We start from the raw sequence: 19,043 nt of genomic DNA on the forward strand, positions 1-19,043 counted from the left end.
TGTCTGCCAGCAGCCGGCCTGCGGAAGCCTGGGACCGCGGACCCCCGGTGCGGTGACCCACCGCTGCCGTTCCTTTGTGCCAAAGATCTGCCCCCTGCGCTCTCAAGGATGTGAGCCGCATGGTGTTTTCCGCCGATACGGGGGTTCCCGGCCGTCCGTCGAGAGGTCAATGATGATCTACAAGAGACGTTTCGTGGCAACCGGACTCGCCATCGCGGCGACGCAGTTGCTCATCGCCTGCGGGACCGGCTCCGCCGGTGGGCCGGCCGGCACACCGAGCGCCAGGACTTCCGCCACCGTTCTCACGCTCGGCGAGCTTCGCACGCTCGACCCCGCCAAGATGGGCAACAACTTCGCCAGCGGCGGGGTCGTGGGCAATGCCCTGTTCGGCACGCTGCTGGTCGACGATCCGTCCTCAGGGGACATCCGGCCTTCGATGGGCGAAGCCTTCACCACCGCGGACGGGGGCCAGACCTTCGAGCTGAAACTGCTCGACAGGCTCGTCTTCACCGATGGAAGCCCGCTCGACGCCGAAGCCGTCAAGTACAACTGGGATCGGATGCGAGACCCCGCGACGGGATCGCCGTACCGATCGGACGCGTCGATGGTGGCCTCGACCACGGTCGTCGACCGGACCAGGCTGCGGGTCACGATGACCCAGCCGGTGCCGAACTTCGCGCACTCGGTGGTGACCACGTCGATGAACTGGATCGCCTCTCCGGCCGCGCTCGCCGCCGGGGCGCAGGCATTCGACGCGAACCCAATCGGCGCCGGCCCCTTCACCTTGAAGGCGTGGCGCCGCGACGATGCCATGGAGCTGGTGAAGAACCCCAAGTACTGGGACGCTCCCAAGCCGTACCTCGACCACCTGACGCTGCGGCCGTCAGTCGACGCCGCGCAACGCGTGAACACCGTGACCAACAACGACGCCGACGCGGCCATCGAGTCGAACTGGCAGAACCTCAAGAAGGCCAACGAGGCCGGGCTGCAGACCATCATGCAGCCGCTCAGCGGCGGCAACTACATCGCCATGAACATGCGCAGGGCGCCGTTCGACGACAACCGGGCGCGCGCCGCACTCGCCGCCGCGATCAATCCCCAGGCACTCAACGAGTCGGCCTTCGACGGCGCGGGCCTGCTGGTCGACACCCTCTTCACCACGATGTCCTCCTTCCACGCCGACATCCCGGCCAGTAGCCCCGACCGTGCCACCGCGCAGCGGCTGTTCGACGAGCTCGCCGCGGCCGGCAAACCGCTGTCCTTCACGTTCACGGTCACCTCGGCGACCGAAAACCGGGCACAAGCGGAGGCGATCCAGGCTCAGCTGCGCACGTTCCGCAATGTCTCCATCACGATCAAGACCGTCGAACTCGCGCAACTGCAGACCTTGCAGACGTCGCACGACTTCGACGCGACGGTCACCTCGGCGGCGTTCCTCGATCCCGAGCCGAGGTTGTGGACGGCTTTCCGGGGCGACTCTCCGTCCAACATGAGCGGCGTCGACGACCAGCAGCTCAACGCGGCCCTGCTCGCCGGGCGCACCACCACCACGGACGACCAGCGCCGAGCTGCCTACGACACCGTCCAGCAGCGCCTCGTCGACTTGCACCCGATGATCTGGATCGCGCGCACCGCGTGCGCGGCCATCGCGACCAAGACGGTCGGCGGGCTCATTCAGTACGGCTTCGGCTCGCTGCGTCCCGAAGAACTGTGGATCGGGGCTCAGCCGTGACCCCGGCACCGACTTGGACGACAGCAACGCGACGACCGGTCAAGTGGACGACCGTTCCACGATCCGGGGAGCTGCCGCCCCTGACGCGAGCTTGGCTTTCTGTCCACTCAGGACGTCGACGACCGCCGCGGCTCGCTGACGGGCCACCTCGTGCAGGTCGAAGCGAATCGTCGTAAGGGGCGGCTGGGCGAGCCGCGCGGTGGGGATGTCGTCGGCGCCGATGACGGCCAGGTCCTGCGGGGCGTTGAGCCCTCGCTCACGGATGCCGGCGAGAACCGCGATCGCCACGTCGTCGTTGAAGGCGCAGATACCCGTGACGGATTTCGAGGTCCAGATCGAAACGGCTTCGGCGGCCCCGGCGACCTCCATCGGCGTTTCCAGGACGACCGGCGGTGCGATCCCCGCCTCGGCACAAGCGTCCTCGACACCGTGCAGGCGGTCCGTTGCCATGGCGCGGAGCCCGGACAGCGCCGGTAGCGCGAAGCCCAGGCGACGATGCCCCTGTGCGACCAGGTGACGAGCCTGCATGAGGCCGATCGGGCGGCCGGCGGCCGGCTCCTCCCCCACGGACGGCAGCACGACGGCCGCGCCGGCCAGCCGGAGGGCCTCGACCGTGTCGTCGTCAAAAGGGTCGAAGCCCACGACGACCGAAGCGCCGACGGTCGCGCAGACGTCCGCCACCGGGTTGCCGTGCGCTCCGGCGAGGTGGGTCACCAAGGTGAGACCGCGGTCGGCCAGGGCCGCGGCGAGTTCCTCGACGAACCGGCTGATGCCCGCTCCGATCGGCAGGTCCGGAATGGACAGCAGGACGATGTCGCTCCGGCCGGCGGCCAGTGCCCGGGCGGAGGCGTGCGGCCGGTACTGCAGCCGGTCGGCAGCCTCCAGCACCCGCACCCGGGTCGCCTCGGGGATCGTCTGCCCAGGCCTGTCGTTGAGCACGAAGCTGACCGTTGTCCGTGAGACGCCGGCGGCGCGCGCCACATCCAGGCTGGTGACGCGCTTGGCGGATGAAGACATGGCCCCCTCGTCACCTGGTGCCGCTCCGGTCGGCGGCAGCTGATCGCTGAGCCCACAGATTAGCTCGCACCAGCCCACCATGACGGCCGTGAGCCACTCCCTGGTGCTCTCCGGGGCACCCTGCTACTTTACAAACGCGCGTTAGTGACGCGCGTTAGTGATAGCGATCCGGGACCTCTGACCGAAAGGTACGGACGTGAGGACGAACGTCAACGACGGCTGGAGCCACCGTCGCAAGGTCAGCCCGTTCCAGGAGCTGGCCGGTGCTGACATCGGGGACTGGGCCGCCGTGGTGCTCCCCCACGACGCCGTGCTCACGACCGCCCGGCACGAGTCCGTCGAGGGCGGCCACACCAACGGCTACTTCGCGGGCGGGGCGTTCCAGTACCGGCGGACGTTCGCGGTGCCGGAAGCGGACCGGGGCAAGCGGATCCTGCTCGAGTTCGACGGCGTTCACCGCGACGCGATGGTGTACGTCAACGACGCGCTGGCCGGCCAGCACGCCTTCGGGTACTCGCGCTTCGCGGTGCGCATCGACCCGTACCTGCGCTTCGGCGCCGAGAACGAGGTGCGCGTGGAGTGCCGCACCCACCTGGACAGCCGCTGGTACGCCGGGGCCGGGATCTACCGCGACGTGCACCTGATCACCAAGGAGCCCCTGCACATAGCGCACGACGGCGTCCGAGTCACCACCCCCGACATCGACGACGAACGCGCGATCGTCGAGGTGGCGGCCACCGTGGAGAACGCCACCGGCCTCACCGTGACAACGGTGCTGAACGTCGCGGTCCTCGACGCCGAGGGCGTGAAGGTCGCCACCGGCCGGTCGCCGGTGACCCTGCTCCCCGGCGGATCCGGCGTCGTCCGGCGGCGCCTGTACGTCGAGCGCCCGCGATTGTGGGACGTCGACGAGCCGAACCTATACACCATGCGGCTGGAGCTGTCCGACGGCGGTGCGGTCCGCGACAGCGAGCGGATCACCTTCGGGATCCGGTCCCTGCAGCTCGATCCCCGCCGCGGCCTGCGCATCAACGGCCGCGAGGTGAAGCTGCGCGGCGCCTGTGTCCACTCCGACAACGGTCCTCTGGGCACCGCCGCGATCGGCCGCGCGGAGGAGCGCAGGGTCGAGCTGCTCAAGGCCGCCGGGTTCAACGCGATCCGCAGCTCGCACAACCCGTTGTCCAGCGCGATGCTGGCAGCCTGTGACCGGGCCGGGATGCTCGTCATGGAGGAGACGTTCGACGTGTGGACCTCCGGCAAGACCGACTTCGACTACGCCTTCGACTTCCCGAAGTGGTGGGAGCTCGACGTCGAAGCCTTGGTCGCCAAGGACTTCAACCATCCCAGTGTGATCTTCTACTCGATCGGCAACGAGGTCCCCGAGGCCGGGAACCCGTTCGGCGCCCACTGGGGCCGTCGCCTCGCAGAGAAGGTGCGTTCGCTGGACGAAACCCGGTTCGTCACCAACGGGATCAACGGGTTCGTCGCCGCGTTGGACATGGTGCTGGACGGGATGCGGGAGCGCAGGGCGGCCGCCGCCGAAGCGGCGGAAAGCGGTGGCGGCGTCAACACCATGATGAGTGACTTCGGCGCGGTGATGGGCGCCATCCAGGCCTCCCCACCCGTCACCGCCCGCACCGAGGAGTCGTTCGCGGTGCTGGACGTGGCGGGCATGAACTACGCCGACTCCCGCTACGAGCCGGACCGGGAGCAGTTCCCCGACCGGATCATCGTCGGTACCGAGACCTGGCCGACGTCGATCTCGGGCAACTGGGCCCTGGTCAAGGCCAATCCCCACGTGATCGGCGACTTCACCTGGACGGGCTGGGACTACCTCGGCGAGACCGGCCTCGGCGTGGTCGGCTACCGCGACGAGAACGGGGCCGGCGGCGGCTCGCTGTCCACCGGCTACCCGGGCTTGACGGCCTGGTGCGGCGACATCGACATCACCGGCCACCGCCGCCCGGTCTCGTACTACCGGGAGATCGTGTTCGGCCTGCGCGCCGCGCCCTACATCGCGGTGTTCCGTCCCGAGCACCACGGCCGCGACGTGGCCGTCGCGTCGCCTTGGGCCTGGAGCGACGCGATCGCCAGTTGGACGTGGGAAGGCCATGAGGGCAAGCCCGTCCGGGTCGAGGTCTACAGCGACGCCGACGAGATCGAGCTGCTGCTCGACGGCGAGGTCGTCGGCCGGTCGAAGGCTGATGACGATGATCGCTTCCGGACGACGTTCGAGGTGACCTACCGACCGGGGACGCTGACCGCGGTGGCCCACACCGCTGCCGGGATTTCCGGCGACTGCACGTTGACGACGGCCGGCGGCGATCTGGTCCTGCGGGCCGATGCCGACCGCGCCCTCTTGCGCGCCGACACCGCCGACCTCGCCTTCGTCGCACTCACCCTGACCGATGAGGCCGGCAACCTGCACAACGGCCGCGACCGCGCCGTCACGGTCACCGTGTCCGGGCCCGCCGTGCTCCAGGCGCTGGGCAGCGCGGAACCCGTCACCGAGGAAACCTTTTCCGCGCGTGAGCACCGGACGTTCGACGGCCGTGCGCTCGCCGTGGTCCGGCCCACCGGCGCCGGTGCGATCACCGTGACCGCCGAGGCACCGGGCTGCCCGCCCGTGAACCTCGACCTCACCGCCCGCTGACCCAGCGCCCACGCAGTTCCCGGCTCCACAGCTGCCAAGACGATGGTGATCGAGACAAAGGAGTCCGATGAGCAGCAACGACGATGCCGGAACCACGGCGCCGGCGGCGATCTCCGGCACAGCGGGCCCGGCCAATCCCCTTCTCGACCCCGTCCCGGACGATCGGCCGCGGGTGGGGGCCCGGTACATCTGGTTCAACGTCTTGGCCCAGTTCGGGGTGTACCTCGCGTTCATCACGCCGATCTCGATCTCGCTGGCGATCCGCGTCGACGCGGTCGCCCCGGGCAACGAAGCCGTCCTGGGCTACCTCCTCGGCGCGGGATCGATCGCGGCGTTGATCACCGCGCCGGTCGCCGGGGTACTCAGCGACCGGACCCGGTCCAGGTTCGGCAGGCGCCGGCCGTGGATCGTGGGCTTGTCGGTCGTCGGCGTCATCGGCCTCGCGATCATGGTCGTCGCCTCCACGGTCTTCGTTCTCGGTGTCGGCTGGGTGGTGACCCAGATCGGGTGGGGTTCCGCGCTGGCCAACCTGCAGACCTCCCAGGCCGACAGACTCCCGGAGTCACAGCGCGGCAAGGTCGCGGGACTCAGCGGCTTCGTCAGCATGGCCGCGCCGGTGATCGGTTCCGTCATCGGCGGAACGGTGGCGACCGACCCGCTGCTGCTGCTCATGATCCCCGCCGTCCTCGCGGTTCTCCTGATCGTCCCGTTCGTCCTGCTCGTACGCGAGGAGGACAGCCGGGGCCGCGGCTTCGACGACACGCTGACGCCGGCGGCCCTGCTGTCGAAATACGTCTACAACCCGCGCCGGCACCCGGACTTCTCCTGGAACTGGGCCGGCCGGTTCCTGTTCTACTTCGGCTTGACGCTCAACACCGCGTTCACGGCGTTCTTCTACGCGTCCCGGTTGGACATCCCGGTCACCGAGATCGGCGGCACCGTCGCGATCGTCGGCCTGCTCAGCGTCGTCGCCACGATCGCCGGCGCGATCGGCAGCGGCTTCCTCACGGACAAACTGCGACGCCGCAAGCCTTTCGTGCTCGGCGCCGGCGTCGTCTTCGGCATCGGCGCATTGGTCATGGCGTTCGCACCGTCGTTGCCGCTGCTGTTCACCGGGTCGTTCATCTGCTCGCTGGGCATCGGCGTGTTCTCCGCGGTCGACCAGGCGTTGTTGCTCGACGTGCTGCCGGAGCGGGACACCGACGCGGGCCGGTTCGTCGGGATCAACACCTTCGCGCAGACCGTGCCGCAAGCCGTGGCCCCGCTGATCGCCCCCGCGCTCCTGGCGATCGGTGGTGCCGGGGAGAACTACACGGTGCTTTACGTCGTGGCCGCCCTCTTCACCATCGCCGGCGGTGTGGTCGTGCTGCGGATCAGGTCCGTCCGCTGACGTCCCCCTGACCGGGCGGCCGCGGGAAAGGTGCCGCGGCCGTCCTCAGGATTCCAGCAACAGCGCCCGGAACCACAGCTCGCTGATGACGGCGGCGCCGTCGCCGTCCGCCGCGCTGGTGCCGCTGTACTCGGCGGTGCGTGTCGTGCGGACGCAGAAGGTCTCGAGCATGCCGACCAGCAGCCGGGTGACCAGCGGAATGTCGAACGGGGCGCACTCCCCCGACGCAACGGCCCGCGTGAACTCGATCTGCCACAGGCCGTAGACCGTCGTGCGGGTGGCGTGCACCAGTTCGCGCACGACCGGCTCGGCGTAGGCCAGCTCGAAGGTCATCCGCATTCCGGGCCGGTCGGTGCGGAAGCCGCCGATGTAGGCCTGGATGCCGGCCCGGATGGTCGACCGGAGGTCGGGCCCGCGCTCGAACGTCCGCACGGCCTCGACGAAGGCCGCCTGGGAGGTCCGGGCCACCTCCTGGCAGATGGCCAGCTTGTTCTCGAAGTGCATGTAGAACGCCGCGCGCGACACCGCGGCGCCCGCGGCGATGTCGTCCACCGTGAAGTCCGGGACGGGCCGCGAATCCGCCAGCGCCCGCGCCGACTCCAGCAGGTTCGACCGGGTGGCCGCGGCGTCCCCACGACGTCGTGCGGGGACCCGCCGCCCGGCAGGCGTGGCCACCGCGGGCAACGCGGAAGAGCCGGCGTCGCCACGAGGAGTCATCCGGTCACACTACTCGACCGAGGAGCAGGTCCGCGGAGCCCACGTACCCCTCGGTGACGGCGGGCGGGTCCAGCGGATCACCTGCCGAGGCGTCCGGGACGCGCCCCGTCTCGAGCCAGCGGTCGACGACTTCCCGCACGGCCGGGGCTTCGAGGAAGGAGGGGTCCATGTAGAGCGCCGTGGCCCGCACGGCCACGCGGACCGTCCCTTCCGCGCTCTGGGCGGCGCTCTGCGCACGTGCCCGGTCCTTGTCCCGCGCCGACGGCGGTTCGGCGTTCTCGTACTCGGACTGGGGGTACACCGAGTCCGAGCCGACCGCGAGGTCCCACGCCACCTGGGCAAGCGTGCCCAGCTCGGCCTGCACCGCGCCGGCCACACCCGTGACGGACCCGGCTTTCTCCAGCGTGTCCCCCAGCACGGTCGCCCCGAGGGCGGCCATCGTCATCCCCTGCCCGTAGATGGGGTTGAACGAGGTGACCGCGTCCCCGACCACGACGAAGGCTTCCGGCCGCCGGTCCAGGTCCTCCCACATCCGGCGCTGGTTGCCCGGCATCCGATAGGGCACGATCTCGCTGGTCACGGTGGCCTTCTTCAACACCTGGGCGATGATCGGGCTGTTCAGCCCCTCGAAGAAGCCCTCCATGGCGGCGAAGTCTTCCGGCGGGTAGTTGCCGGCCATGCCGTAGGCCGCCACGTCGTGCAGTCCGTTGCCGCAGGGCCGGATGGCGACGCCGAACGGGTTGGCCGGGGTGGCCGAGACCGAGATGCCGGCGAGCCCCTTCGGCAGCGCTCCCTCCGGCAGCCGGACCGTGTAGGTGGAGTAGCCCATGTAGATGCGGACGTGCCGTTCCTCGGGACGGGCGTACCCGAGGTCTTCCAGCCAGTACGGCGACCGTGACCCGCGGCCGGTGGCGTCGACGACCAGATCGCCGCGCAGCTCGCCACCGGGCACGCCGCGGACCCTCGCGCCGATCACCCGGGAGCGGTCCTCGGACCCGAGCAACCCCACCGCCATGCCCTTGACGGCTTCGACGTTCGGCAACGCCAGCACCCGGCGGCGGAGCGCCCACTCGAACACGGGCCTGCGGAACATCGTGACGATCAGGTCGCTGCGCACGCGCATGCGCCAGGCGCCGGCAACGAACTGGGAGAAGTCCGCGACGTCGTCGTAGCGCTCGCACCCCAGCTCGATCAGCTCCTCGCTGATCCCGGGAAGCAAGTCCTCGATGCGCTGGTGGCCGAGGCTGAGCAAGTGGTGCACCTGGTCACCCTGCGGGACCCCGCGCCGGGACAGCGTGGCTTCCGGCCCGTCGAGCAGCAGGACGTCGCGATCCACGACGGTGACCCGGTCCGCGGTACGGGCGAGGGCGGCCGCGGAGAGGAGGCCCGCGATGCTGCCTCCGAGGACGATGGCATGGTCGATGGTCGTCATGAGCGTGCCGGATTCCCTTCGTGGGTGGTCGGGCGAGCGGGATCAGAGGTCCAGCACGAGCCGCGGGCCGCGGCACCGGCTCACGCAGACCATCGTGGTGAACCCCTCGTCCTTCTCGTCGGCGGTGAGGTAGGTGTCCCGGTGGTCCGGCTCGCCGTCCAGCACCACGGCCTCGCAGGTCCCGCAGTAGCCGTTTTCGCAGGAGAACGGCGTGCTGACGCCGTTTTCGCGCAGCACGGCGAGAATCGTCTCGCTGGGCCCGACCGTGAGCGTGCGCCCGGAGCGGGCGAGCTCGACCTCGAACTCCTCGCCGTGGGTGTCCGCCGCCGCTACGGCGAACCGCTCCAGCCGCAGCCGGTCCGCGGCTCCGGCCGCGGCAGCCACCTCGGTGACCAGGTCCAGCATCGGGGCCGGGCCGCAGGCGTAGACCAGCCGGTCCGGCGGTAGCCCGCCGATCTCGGCGACGAGGTCCGGTCTGCCCTCGACGTCGTCCGCGGCGATCCGCACCCGGTCCCCGTGCGCGGCGACCAGCTCGTCGACGAACGCCATGTGCGAGCGGGTGCGCCCGCCGTAGACCAGCCGCCACGGCAGACCCGCGCGCTCGGCCGCGCCGAGCATCGGCAGGATCGGCGTGACGCCGATACCGCCCACCAGGAACAGGTACCCGGCCGCGGCTTCGAGGGCGAACGCGTTGCGCGGCGGCCGTACCTCCAGCACCGCGCCCGGCTCGGCGACCTCGTGCAGCTCGCTCGAACCACCGCGGCCGGCTTCCTCGCGCAGCACGGCGATCCGGTAAGTCGCGCGGTCGGCCGGGTTCCCGCACAGCGAGTAGTGCCGGACCAGACCTGAGGGCAGCACCACCTCGACGTGCGCGCCGGGCTCCCAGGGAACCAGGTCCAGGCCCGCCATCGACTCCAGGGTGACGGCGACGACCTGGTCCGCGACCCGCTCGGCGGCGCGGACCCGGAGCTTCACGGGGTTGCGGGACATCGCGCTAACCTCCGAGGAGCGCTTGGGCGGAACCGAGGTGGTGCAGAGCGGCGTAGTCGCCGTTCGGTGGCCGCTGGCCGCGCAGGTCGTACAGGTTGACCATGAGACAGGCCATCTTGTAGGCGGCGAAGGCCTCGTACCAATCGATCGCTTCGGCCCGGATCCCGGTGACCTGCTCCCACAACGCGACGGTGTCGGCCCGGTCCAGCATCCCGGGCAACAGCCGCCCGCCCAGCGGGAGGCTCTTTCCCCGCTGGTTGATCAGCCACCAGCCGAGGTCGTGCAACGCGCCGCCCGCCGAGGGCTGTTCCCAGTCCATCAGCGCGACGACGCCGAACTCGTCGTCCACCAGCATGTTGCCGATCCGCGCGTCCCCCCAGACGATGCCTTCGGGGCGGTGGGCCGGAATCGATGCCTCGAGCCGGCGCAGCACCGCCCGGTGCCGGGGCAGCGGGCGGTCCGGGCGCTCGAGCTCGTCGAGGAATCCGGCCCACCGCGACCACTCGCCCCCGAACCCGTCCCCGCCCGCCGGGACGAGGAAAGGCACCGCGGACAGCGGCACGGACGGCAGCGTGGCCAGGGTGCGCACACAGCTTTCCCAGAGCACCGCGCGCTGAGCGGTCGTGGCTTCGGCGACCCAGCCCTTCTCCAGATAGGACGGCACACTCACCGCGACCCGGCCCCGCAGCTTCTCCATGACGAAGAACGGCGAACCGAGGAGGGCGGGACTCTCCTCCAGCCAGAGGACGGGCGCGACCGGCACCGCGCCGTGCTCACCGAGGGCGCGCATCAGCGCGAACTCCTCGAAGAACACGTCGTCCCGGAACAGCTTGAACTCCGAGGGTTTGATCCGGACCACGAGGCCGCGGGTGCGATCCACGCCGTCCTCGCGCCAGTGCGCGTCGAACAGGATCGTCTCGGCGGACTGGCCCGAACCTCGCGGGTAGGTCAGCCCCGACAGTCGCAAGCCCGCGGCCCGCGGCAGCCGCTCGGCCAGCCAGCCGGTGAGCAGGTGGACGAGGTCGTCCAGATCCCGGACTCCAGGCGCGACGATCGTCCCCCCGGCGTCGGACTTCATCCCGGCACCCATGACCTCGGCCAGGCTCGGCGAGTCGGACCCTGCACCCATCTGCGCCTCCTCGCGCTTGGACGACGGCTAGATTAACACTAACGTCAGTGTCAGTCAGCGCGGTTGTGATCCATTGCCCGGAGGTTCAGCGCCATGAGTCTGCCCAGCACGTCATCCACGCCCCCTTCCACGAGCCCGGCACCCCGGTCGCTCGACGAGGCCCTCTCCCCCGCTTTTCTCTCCGCCGCCCTGGGCGTCCCGGTGCACGGCGTGCACCCCGGCGACACCATCGGCGGCGTGGCCACGAAGGTCCGGTTCCGGATCGACTCCGAGCCCGGCGTGCACCGGGACTACTGCCTGAAGGGCTTGATCGGGACGGCGCCGCCGCACCCGGGGCACGTGCGGATCACCCACACCGAGGCGAGCTTCTACCGGGACCTGGCCGCCGAAGCCGGCGTCCGGGTGCCGACGTGCCGCTACAGCGGGATCGACCCGGAAGTGGGCAACGGCCTGATCGTGATGGAGGACGTGGTGGCCGAGGGCGGCCGCTTTCTCACCGCCCTGGAGCCCTACAGCGTCGAAGAAGCGCGTGGCAGCGTCGCCCAGCTGGCGAAGCTGCACGCGGCACACTGGGGAAAGGCGGATTTCGGGCAGCTGCCCTGGTTGCGCAACCGGCTCGGCGATCTGGCCGAGAGCCCGCTGCGCACGATCGAAGAGCTGCAGGCACTGGTGGACGACCCACGCGGCGAGCCGTTGCCCGGCGAACTGCGGGACGCCAAGCGGATCACTGCGGCCCTGCGAGCGCTGTCGCTGCGCACCCGGGGTCGCGCCGAAGCGCTGGTCCACGGGGACGCCCACGCGGGCAACATCTACGTGCTGGCGGGCGAAGCCGCCTTGATCGACTGGCAGATGCTGCAGCGCGCGCACTGGAGCATCGACGTGGCCTACCACGTGAGCGCGGCACTCTCGGTCGAACACCGGCGCGCGGCCGAGCGGGAGCTGGTGGACTTCTACCTCGACCGGCTGACCGCCCTCGGCGTCGAAGCGCCGGACCGGGAGGAGGCGTGGACGGACTATCGCGCGGGAGTGGCCTACGGCTACTACCTGTGGTCCTCCACCCGCCAGGTCACGCCGCCCGTCATCCACGAGTTCTGCCTGCGCCTGGGCACCGCCGTCGACGACCTGGAGAGCTTCGCACTGCTCGACGTCTGACGAGTTAGTGACACTGGCGTCAGTATCAGTTAGATTTGCCGTGAACTTGTGCGACGAGGGATGGGAAGAGGCCAGATGCCACGCGAACGCGAGATCGAAGTCGCGATCATCGGTGGCGGGATCGGCGGGATCGGTGCCGCTGTGCACCTGGCCCGCCGCGGCACCCGCACCTTCACCGTCTTCGAGAAGTCCGAGGGCGCCGGCGGTACGTGGTGGGACAACCGCTATCCCGGCGCGCAGTGCGACATCCCCTCGGCGCTGTACTCCTACTCGTTCAAACCGCACGCCTGGACGCGTACGCACGCCAACCAGGCCGAGATCCAGGCGTACATCGAAGAGACCATCGACGAGTACCGGATCCGGGACAACATCCGTCTCGGGGCCGGGGTCAGGTCCGCCGAGTGGTCGGACGACCGCAAGCAGTACCTCGTCACGCTCGACGACGGCGAGCGGCGCTGGTTCGACGTCGTGGTCAGCGCGGTCGGCATGCTGAACGTGCCGAAGATCCCGGACTGGCCCGGGATCGACCTCTTCGAAGGACCGCTGTTCCACTCCGCGCGCTGGGACCCCACAGCGGACCTGGACGGCAAGCGGGTCGCGGTCATCGGCGCCGGCGCGTCGGCCGCGCAGGTCGTACCGGGGCTGCAGCCGCGAGTGGCGGAGCTGCTCTCCTTCCAGCGCGAGCCGAGCTGGGTCATGCCGAAAGGCGACCGCGATCTCACCGACGCGGAACGCGCCGAGCGCCGCAAGCGCGGCTGGAGCCGCCGTTTCCGGCGGAACCTGTTGCGCACCATGGACAAGGGCAGCGGCCGCGGCGACCCCGACGTCATCGCCGCGCAGAAGGCCCGGCTGGAGAAGGTCATCACCGCCGCGTTCGAGGACCGCCCGGACCTGCTCGAGGCGCTCACCCCGAAGTTCCTGCCACGGTGCAAGCGCAACGTCTTCTCGGACCTCTTCTACCCGGCTCTCAAGCAGGACAACGTCCGGCTGATCACCCGCTCGGTCGAGCGGGTCACCGCGAAGGGCGTGGTGGACGCCACCGGCGAGGAGCACGAGGTCGACGCCGTCGTGCTCACCACCGGATTCCGGGCAGCGGAGTTCCTGTCCACCCTCAAGGTCACCGGCCGCGGCGGGCAGGACCTGCACGCGCAGTGGGGCGACGACCCGCAGGCGTTCCTGGGCATGACCGTGCCGAACTTCCCCAACCTCTACCTGCTCTACGGGCCGAACACGCACGGCACCGTCGTTTCCTTCGTCCTCGAGCGCCAAGCCGAGTTCATGGCGCGGGACGTGCGCAAGCTGCGCCGGTCCGGCGGCGGGTCCCTCGAGATCCGCCCCGAGGTGGACGCCTGGTTCCAGCGGGTGCTCCAGGAGGCGATCGAGAAGGTCGAGACGTGGAAGTCCGGCTGCAACAACTTCTACCTGTCGGCCAGCGGGCGCAACGTGGTCCAGTGGCCGTGGACGCACCGCCGGTACTACCTCTGGGCCCGGTTGGCGCGGCGTTTCGTGTCGCTGCACCGACCGCTCACCCCCGAGGTCGACGCGGCCCGTGGGGACACGTCCGTGATCCCCACCGCAATGGAGGTGGCATGAAGCTCAAAGACCGGCGCGCGATCATCACCGGCGGAGGACGCGGCATCGGTCGCGCCTACGTGGAACGCTTCCTCGACGAGGGGGCCCACGTCGCGATCCTCGACCTGGACATCGAGCGCGCGGAGAAGACCGCCGCCGAGCTGGCGGACCGCGGGGAGGTCTTCGCAGTCCGGGCGGACGTGGGCGACGAGGACTCGGTGAACACCGTCGTCGCCGACGTGGCCGCGCGGCTCGGCGGGATCGACATCGTCGTGAACAACGCCGCGATCTTCGGGGACTGGAAGCCACGGGACGACACGTTCGACTACCTGAAGAAGATCACGGACGTGAACCTCCTGGGAGCGTGGCTGGTGACCCGCGCGGCGGCCCCGCACCTGGTGAAGAGCCCGTACGGGCGCGTCATCAACCAGTCGTCCACGAACGCCTACAGCTACACCTACACCGGCCCCACCGACGAGTTCCCCGGCCTGCGCTCCTACAGCTACGCGTGGACCAAGTACGGCACGAACGGGCTGACCAAGTACACCGCGGCGCAGCTCGGGAACTGGGGCGTCACGGTCAACGCGGTCGCCCCGGGTGTCATCTTCACCGAGGCGCTGCTGAACGCGGTGGACGAGAACCGGGCCAACCAGCTCGCCGACCAGCAGCCGATCAAGGGACGGATCCAGCCTTCGGACGTCGCGGGTGCTGTGGCGTTCCTCGCCAGCGACGACGCGAAGTTCATCTCCGGCCAGATCCTTCTCGTGGACGGCGGCCGGTTCATGCCGGGCTGAGCGGACGTGCCGGGGTGCCGGGGACGACCCCCGGCACCCCGCTCTCCGGGCCCGCAGGCCCGAGGTCAAGATCCGGCGAGCTGGGCCGCGAACCCGCGCAGGGCACCGACCAGCAGGCCGGGAGTCTCCAGCGCCGAGAAGTGCCCGCCCGCGGGATGCTCCGTCCAGCGGACGATGTGGTACTTCTCCTCCGCCCACCGCCGGATCGGCGGCACGATCTCCCCCGGGAACGACGAGACGGCCGTCGGCACCTCCACGAACGTGCGCTCGAGCGCCGGCCCGGTCCCGGCCGGCCGGTTCGGGGTGTACTCCTCGCCGTAGAACCGCGCGGAGGACGCCGCGGTCTCGGTGAACCAGTAGATCGACGCCGTGGTGAGGACGTCGTCCGCGGGCAGCGGGTGGGCCGGGTCCACCCAGTCCGCGAACTTCTCGGCGATCCAGGCCAGCTGGCCCAGCGGCGAGTCCGCCAGCCCGTAGGCGACCGTCTGCGGCCGGGTCGCGTTGATCAGCGCGTAGGCGGATCCATTTTGGACGTAGTCGGCGTAGCGCTTGAGCGCGGAGGATTCGTTTTCGTCCGCCGGCGGCTCGTTCCGGTGCTGTCCCGCGAGGCCGACCCCGCCCAGGTTGAGGTGCACGCCCGCGACCCGCTCGGCGTCCACCCGGCCCAGGCCCGCGGCGACCTGGTAGCCGGCGTCCCCGCCGTGAGCGAGGTAGCTCTGGTAACCCAGCCTGCGCACCAATTCCGCGATCGCCCGGGCACTCCGGTGCGCGCCCCACCCCCGCTCGCGCAGCGGACCGGAGAACCCGAAACCCGGCAGGGACGGGACGATCAGGTGGAACGCCGGATCGCCGGGGTCCGCCGGTTCGGCGAGGTCGTCGATCACCCGGCGGAACTCGGCGACGGTGCTCGGCCAGCCGTGCAGCAGCACCAGCGGCTGGGCGTCCGCGCGCGGTGACCGGCGGTGCAGGGCGTGCAACCGCTGCCCCTCGACTTCGGTGACCACCTGCGGAAACCGGTTCAGCGCGGCCTCTTCGGCCCGCCAGTCGTAGCTGTCCCGCCAGCGGTCGGCGAGAGCGCGCATCGCCACCACCGTGATCCCGTCCGCCTGGCGGGTCTCGTCCAGCTCACGCGGCCAGCGGGCGGTCCGCAGCCGGTGCCGCAGGTCGGCCACGGCCTCCTCCGGCACCTCGATCCGGAAGTCTCGCACCGTCTCGTCGGGCATCCACGGCCTCTTTCCTGTCACGGTGGTGCCGCCCGCCTTCTCGGCACCAGGGCGGCCGGCACCGGCAAAGTGCAGGATCGCGCACGAACCGGTGGCGCGCCCCGCCTCATCCCGGTGGCCGGGACGGCTCTCACGCCACCGACCAGCCGCCGTCACTGGGCAGGATCGCCCCGTTGACGTTGGCCGCGTCGTCGCTCAGCAGCCACACGATCGACGCCGCCACCTGCTCGGGCGCGACCGGCTTCGGCATCGTCGCCTTCATCACCGGACCGCCGCGCACCGCCGCGTACTGCGAACGCATTCCGCCGTCGATGTTGGTGATCGTCGGCCCGGGCGCGACCGCGTTGGACCGGACACCTTGCGGCCCGTGGAAAAACGCGACGCTGGACGTGTAACCGACGACCGCGTGCTTCGACGTCGTGTACGCCGCGCCCGCCGCCGAAGCGCGGTACGCCGCCTCGGAGGCGACGTTGACGATCGAGCCTCGTCCGGCCGCGATCATCGCCGGCAGCACGGCCCGGGTCAGGCGCATCGTCGCGGTCAGGTTCAGGTTCAGCACCCGCTCCCACAGCGCGTCGTCCACTTCGGACGGCGGAACGAAACCGTCCATGATCCCGGCCACGTTGGCGAGCCCGTCGATCCGGCTGCCGGCGGCGGCGACGATCCGGTTCAGTACCTCGGGTTCCGTGATGTCGCCGTCGACGGAAGTGACGGACTCGTTGCCGCACAGCTTGACGAGGTCGTCCAGCCGGGCCGAGTCGAGATCGGCGGCCACGACGTGCCCGCCTTCTCCGGCTATCCGGACGGCGGCGGCGAGGCCAATGCCGGACCCCGCGCCGGTCACGATGACGGTGCGATCGGCGAATCGGCGGTGGTCGCTGTGCTCAGGCATGGTGTTTCCCTTGGGTGATCGGGGGTAGGGGTGCAGCAGTCTTCCGGGGAACCCGGCGATCACTCGCTTTCCGAGTTGGCCAGGTCCAGCAGCTGGTTCACGCGGTCCGCACCGAACCGGCCGGCGCTCAAGGTGGGCATGCGGTTGAGCGGGATCTGCGCCATCAACCGGTTCACGTCGCCGCCCAGGGCGGCTTCGTTCGCGGCATCCCGCTCCGCGGTACGGCCACTCATCGCCGCCATCGCGGGCCCGGCGACCGGATGCCGCATGATCTCGCCGAGGGTCGAACGCGGGGTGAACCGCACCGGCACGTCGTCTCCGTTGATCCCGGTCACCGAAGTCGATCGGATGTCCCGGCTCGACGCGCCGACCGAGATCTCGTACCCGCCGTCTTCGACGATCCACCGGCCGAGCGATTCGCTCCAGTACGCCAGATCGGCGCGGGGTACGGACACTTCCACTTGCACGGACGAGCCCGCGGGGATCGGCACGTTGGCGAAGCCCTTCAGCTCACGCGGAGCACGCGCCACGGCGGAGCGGGGCTTGCCGACGTAGACCTGGACGACCTCGCGGCCATCTCGCTCGCCGGTGTTCGCCACGGTGACCCGGACGAGGAGGTCGTCGCGCCGTTCGGTGACGCTCAGGTCGTGGTACTCGAACGAGGTGTAGGACAGGCCGTGCCCGAACGGGTACGTCACGTCGAGTTCGCGCGCGTCGTACCAGCGATAGCCGACGAAGATCCCTTCGGCGTACCGCACGACCGAGTCGTCCCCCGGGAAGAATCCGTACGAGGGCACGTCCTGCAGCCGGACGGGTACCGTCTCGCTGGTGCGGCCCGCCGGGTTCACGATCCCGAACAGCACGTCGGCGATCCCCCGGCCGGCTCCCTGGCCCAGCAGCGCTCCGTCCAGGATCGCCGGCGCCAGCTCGGCCACCTCGCCGAGCCGGACGACACCACCGTGGCTGAGCACCACCACCGTGCGCGGCTGCGCCACGACCACGGCACGGAGCAGTTCCAGCTGCTCCGCCGGAAGCTCGAGGTGCTCCCGGTCGAAGCCTTCCGACTCCTCGTGGTCCTCCAGGCCGAGGAACACGACGGCGGTGCCGGCCGCCGCGGCCGCGACGGCGGCTTCCTCCGGCGTGTTGCCGGCGTACGTGACGGACGCCGACGGCGCGACGGCACGGATTTCGTCCAGCGGAACGTCGACGCGCGAGGGGTTGACGTGGGAGCTGCCGCTCCCCTGGAACCGGGGCTCGACGGCGAACTTGCCGATGACCGCGAGCGATCCGCCGGTGGCGAGAGGCAGAAGGGCCGAGTCGTTCTTGAGCAGGACGATGCTGCGAGCGGCCGCTTCGCGAGCAAGTGCGTGGTGGGCGTCTTCGTCGATGCTCCGGTCCGGGAACGCTTCGGCACCCGCACGAACCCGTTCCAGGAGCGCGATGACGTTGCCGGCGGCCGCGTCGACCCGGGCGGCGTCGAGAGCTCCGCTGTCCACGGCGGCCACGACTGCCGCGTCGGAGCTCGCGTCACCGCCGGGCATCTCCAGGTCGAGCCCGGCGTCGACCGAGGCGACCCGGTCGTCGACGGCGCCCCAGTCGCTCACCACGAGGCCTTCGAATCCCCATTCGCCGCGCAACACGTCGGTGAGCAGCCAGCGGTTCTGACAGGCGTAGACGCCGTTCACTTTGTTGTAGGCCGCCATCACGGTCCACGGTTTTGCGTCTTTGACGATCTTTTCGAAGCCACGCAAGTAGATCTCGCGCAGGGTGCGCGCGTCGACACGGGAGTCCGACCGCATGCGGTCGGACTCGGCGTTGTTGGCGGCGAAGTGCTTCGGCGACGCTCCGACGCCACCGGCCTGGAGGCCCCTCACCCACGCCGCACCCAGCTCGCCGGTCTGGTGTGGATCCTCGGAGAAGTACTCGAAGTTCCGGCCGCAGCGGGGATCGCGCTTGATGTTGCTTCCGGGGCCGAGCAGGACACCCACCCCGTGATGGCGTGCTTCCCGGGCCAACGCGGCTCCGACGCGCTCGACCAGTTCCGGATCCCAGCTCTGGGACAAGCCCGCGGCCGGCGGGAAGCAGGTCGCCGGCTTGCTGGCCGCGATGCCGAGGTGGTCCTCGGCCGCGTCCTGCGCCCGCACGCCTTGCGGGCCGTCCGAGAACACGACTGGCGGCACACCTGGCCCGGTCTTGCTCTTCCACGCCGAGCCGCCGCTGCCGAGTGCGGCCTTCTCTTCGAGCGGGAGAGCTTCGGCAGCGGTGACGGTCGTCGACATGACGAAGGACCTTTCTGGCGCGGGAAGGTGAGCCGAGGTAGGCGCGGCGAAAGGCGCGCAACCACCTAAGT

Annotated in this window: 14 protein-coding genes; 6 read left to right on the plus strand and 8 right to left on the minus strand. The window is 70.4% G+C overall.

Annotated features, from left to right (window positions below):
- The first annotated feature begins 52 nt into the window (after positions 1-52).
- Entirely contained in the window at positions 53-1,732 is a 1,680-nt protein-coding gene (locus QSK39_RS24220) for an ABC transporter substrate-binding protein (RefSeq protein ID WP_285480111.1), read from the plus strand.
- Between the two features lie 39 nt (positions 1,733-1,771).
- Here the strand turns inward: QSK39_RS24220 and QSK39_RS24225 are convergent, their stop codons facing one another.
- The gene (locus QSK39_RS24225) at positions 1,772-2,749 is read right to left on the minus strand and encodes a LacI family DNA-binding transcriptional regulator (protein WP_285480112.1); all 978 of its coding nucleotides are present in this window, start codon (positions 2,747-2,749) and stop codon (positions 1,772-1,774) included.
- Positions 2,750-2,945: 196 nt separating this feature from the next.
- On the opposite strand from QSK39_RS24225, the gene QSK39_RS24230 reads away from it, so the two are divergent.
- Complete coding sequence (locus QSK39_RS24230) at positions 2,946-5,402, plus strand: glycoside hydrolase family 2 TIM barrel-domain containing protein (protein WP_285480113.1); 2,457 nt, start codon at positions 2,946-2,948, stop codon at positions 5,400-5,402.
- A gap of 67 nt (positions 5,403-5,469) precedes the next feature.
- Entirely contained in the window at positions 5,470-6,792 is a 1,323-nt protein-coding gene (locus tag QSK39_RS24235) for an MFS transporter (protein WP_285480114.1), read from the plus strand.
- A 45-nt stretch (positions 6,793-6,837) separates the two neighbouring features.
- On the opposite strand, the gene QSK39_RS24240 is transcribed toward QSK39_RS24235, so the two are convergent.
- From QSK39_RS24240 to QSK39_RS24255, 4 genes are read right to left on the minus strand one after another with little or no spacing between them, the layout of a single operon-like run.
- A complete protein-coding gene (locus tag QSK39_RS24240; RefSeq protein ID WP_285480115.1) occupies positions 6,838-7,509 on the minus strand; it encodes a TetR/AcrR family transcriptional regulator in 672 nt (223 codons plus the stop codon).
- A 4-nt stretch (positions 7,510-7,513) separates the two neighbouring features.
- Positions 7,514-8,941 carry an NAD(P)/FAD-dependent oxidoreductase gene (locus QSK39_RS24245; RefSeq protein ID WP_285480116.1) on the minus strand — a complete coding sequence of 476 codons (1,428 nt, stop codon included), beginning with the start codon at positions 8,939-8,941 and terminating at the stop codon, positions 7,514-7,516.
- 42 nt (positions 8,942-8,983) lie between these two features.
- Positions 8,984-9,931 carry a PDR/VanB family oxidoreductase gene (locus QSK39_RS24250; protein WP_285480117.1) on the minus strand — a complete coding sequence of 316 codons (948 nt, stop codon included), beginning with the start codon at positions 9,929-9,931 and terminating at the stop codon, positions 8,984-8,986.
- A 4-nt stretch (positions 9,932-9,935) separates the two neighbouring features.
- Positions 9,936-11,060, minus strand: coding sequence for a phosphotransferase family protein (locus tag QSK39_RS24255; protein WP_285480118.1), 1,125 nt, complete (start codon positions 11,058-11,060; stop codon positions 9,936-9,938).
- Between the two features lie 93 nt (positions 11,061-11,153).
- Between QSK39_RS24255 and QSK39_RS24260 the strand changes: the two genes are divergently transcribed.
- The 3 genes from QSK39_RS24260 to QSK39_RS24270 all read left to right on the plus strand — a co-directional run bounded on the left by QSK39_RS24260 (position 11,154) and on the right by QSK39_RS24270 (position 14,578).
- Positions 11,154-12,212 carry a phosphotransferase gene (locus tag QSK39_RS24260; RefSeq protein ID WP_285480119.1) on the plus strand — a complete coding sequence of 353 codons (1,059 nt, stop codon included), beginning with the start codon at positions 11,154-11,156 and terminating at the stop codon, positions 12,210-12,212.
- Between the two features lie 75 nt (positions 12,213-12,287).
- Positions 12,288-13,805 carry a flavin-containing monooxygenase gene (locus QSK39_RS24265; protein WP_285480120.1) on the plus strand — a complete coding sequence of 506 codons (1,518 nt, stop codon included), beginning with the start codon at positions 12,288-12,290 and terminating at the stop codon, positions 13,803-13,805.
- The gene (locus tag QSK39_RS24270) at positions 13,802-14,578 is read left to right on the plus strand and encodes an SDR family NAD(P)-dependent oxidoreductase (RefSeq protein ID WP_285480121.1); all 777 of its coding nucleotides are present in this window, start codon (positions 13,802-13,804) and stop codon (positions 14,576-14,578) included. The genes QSK39_RS24265 and QSK39_RS24270 overlap by 4 nt, the downstream gene beginning before the upstream one ends.
- Before the next feature lie 65 nt (positions 14,579-14,643).
- Here QSK39_RS24270 and QSK39_RS24275 read toward each other — a convergent pair whose 3' ends face one another.
- The 3 genes from QSK39_RS24275 to QSK39_RS24285 form a co-directional block, all read right to left on the minus strand.
- Complete coding sequence (locus QSK39_RS24275) at positions 14,644-15,801, minus strand: epoxide hydrolase family protein (RefSeq protein ID WP_285480122.1); 1,158 nt, start codon at positions 15,799-15,801, stop codon at positions 14,644-14,646.
- 130 nt (positions 15,802-15,931) lie between these two features.
- Positions 15,932-16,693: an SDR family NAD(P)-dependent oxidoreductase gene (locus QSK39_RS24280; protein ID WP_285480123.1), complete on the minus strand. Its 762-nt coding sequence runs from the start codon at positions 16,691-16,693 to the stop codon at positions 15,932-15,934.
- A 59-nt stretch (positions 16,694-16,752) separates the two neighbouring features.
- On the minus strand, positions 16,753-18,972 hold the full coding sequence (locus tag QSK39_RS24285; RefSeq protein ID WP_285480124.1) for a glycoside hydrolase family 3 C-terminal domain-containing protein: 2,220 nt from the start codon (positions 18,970-18,972) through the stop codon (positions 16,753-16,755).
- Positions 18,973-19,043: the final 71 nt, after the last annotated feature.

This window comes from Amycolatopsis sp. NBRC 101858 (assembly GCF_030269325.1).
Classification (GTDB): Bacteria; Actinomycetota; Actinomycetes; order Mycobacteriales; family Pseudonocardiaceae; genus Amycolatopsis; species Amycolatopsis ponsaeliensis.

Excerpts from the sequence above, each read along its gene's own strand:
- QSK39_RS24260 (WP_285480119.1), top strand. The coding sequence starts at position 11,154 with ATGAGTCTGCCCAGCACGTCATCCACGCCCCCTTCCACGAGCCCGGCA.
- QSK39_RS24245 (WP_285480116.1), bottom strand. The coding sequence starts at position 8,941 with ATGACGACCATCGACCATGCCATCGTCCTCGGAGGCAGCATCGCGGGC.
- QSK39_RS24240 (WP_285480115.1), bottom strand. The coding sequence starts at position 7,509 with ATGACTCCTCGTGGCGACGCCGGCTCTTCCGCGTTGCCCGCGGTGGCC.
- QSK39_RS24250 (WP_285480117.1), bottom strand. The coding sequence starts at position 9,931 with ATGTCCCGCAACCCCGTGAAGCTCCGGGTCCGCGCCGCCGAGCGGGTC.
- QSK39_RS24265 (WP_285480120.1), top strand. The coding sequence starts at position 12,288 with ATGCCACGCGAACGCGAGATCGAAGTCGCGATCATCGGTGGCGGGATC.
- QSK39_RS24270 (WP_285480121.1), top strand. The coding sequence starts at position 13,802 with ATGAAGCTCAAAGACCGGCGCGCGATCATCACCGGCGGAGGACGCGGC.
- QSK39_RS24255 (WP_285480118.1), bottom strand. The coding sequence starts at position 11,060 with ATGGGTGCAGGGTCCGACTCGCCGAGCCTGGCCGAGGTCATGGGTGCC.
- QSK39_RS24280 (WP_285480123.1), bottom strand. The coding sequence starts at position 16,693 with ATGCCTGAGCACAGCGACCACCGCCGATTCGCCGATCGCACCGTCATC.
- QSK39_RS24225 (WP_285480112.1), bottom strand. The coding sequence starts at position 2,749 with ATGTCTTCATCCGCCAAGCGCGTCACCAGCCTGGATGTGGCGCGCGCC.
- QSK39_RS24275 (WP_285480122.1), bottom strand. The coding sequence starts at position 15,801 with ATGCCCGACGAGACGGTGCGAGACTTCCGGATCGAGGTGCCGGAGGAG.
- QSK39_RS24285 (WP_285480124.1), bottom strand. The coding sequence starts at position 18,972 with ATGTCGACGACCGTCACCGCTGCCGAAGCTCTCCCGCTCGAAGAGAAG.
- QSK39_RS24235 (WP_285480114.1), top strand. The coding sequence starts at position 5,470 with ATGAGCAGCAACGACGATGCCGGAACCACGGCGCCGGCGGCGATCTCC.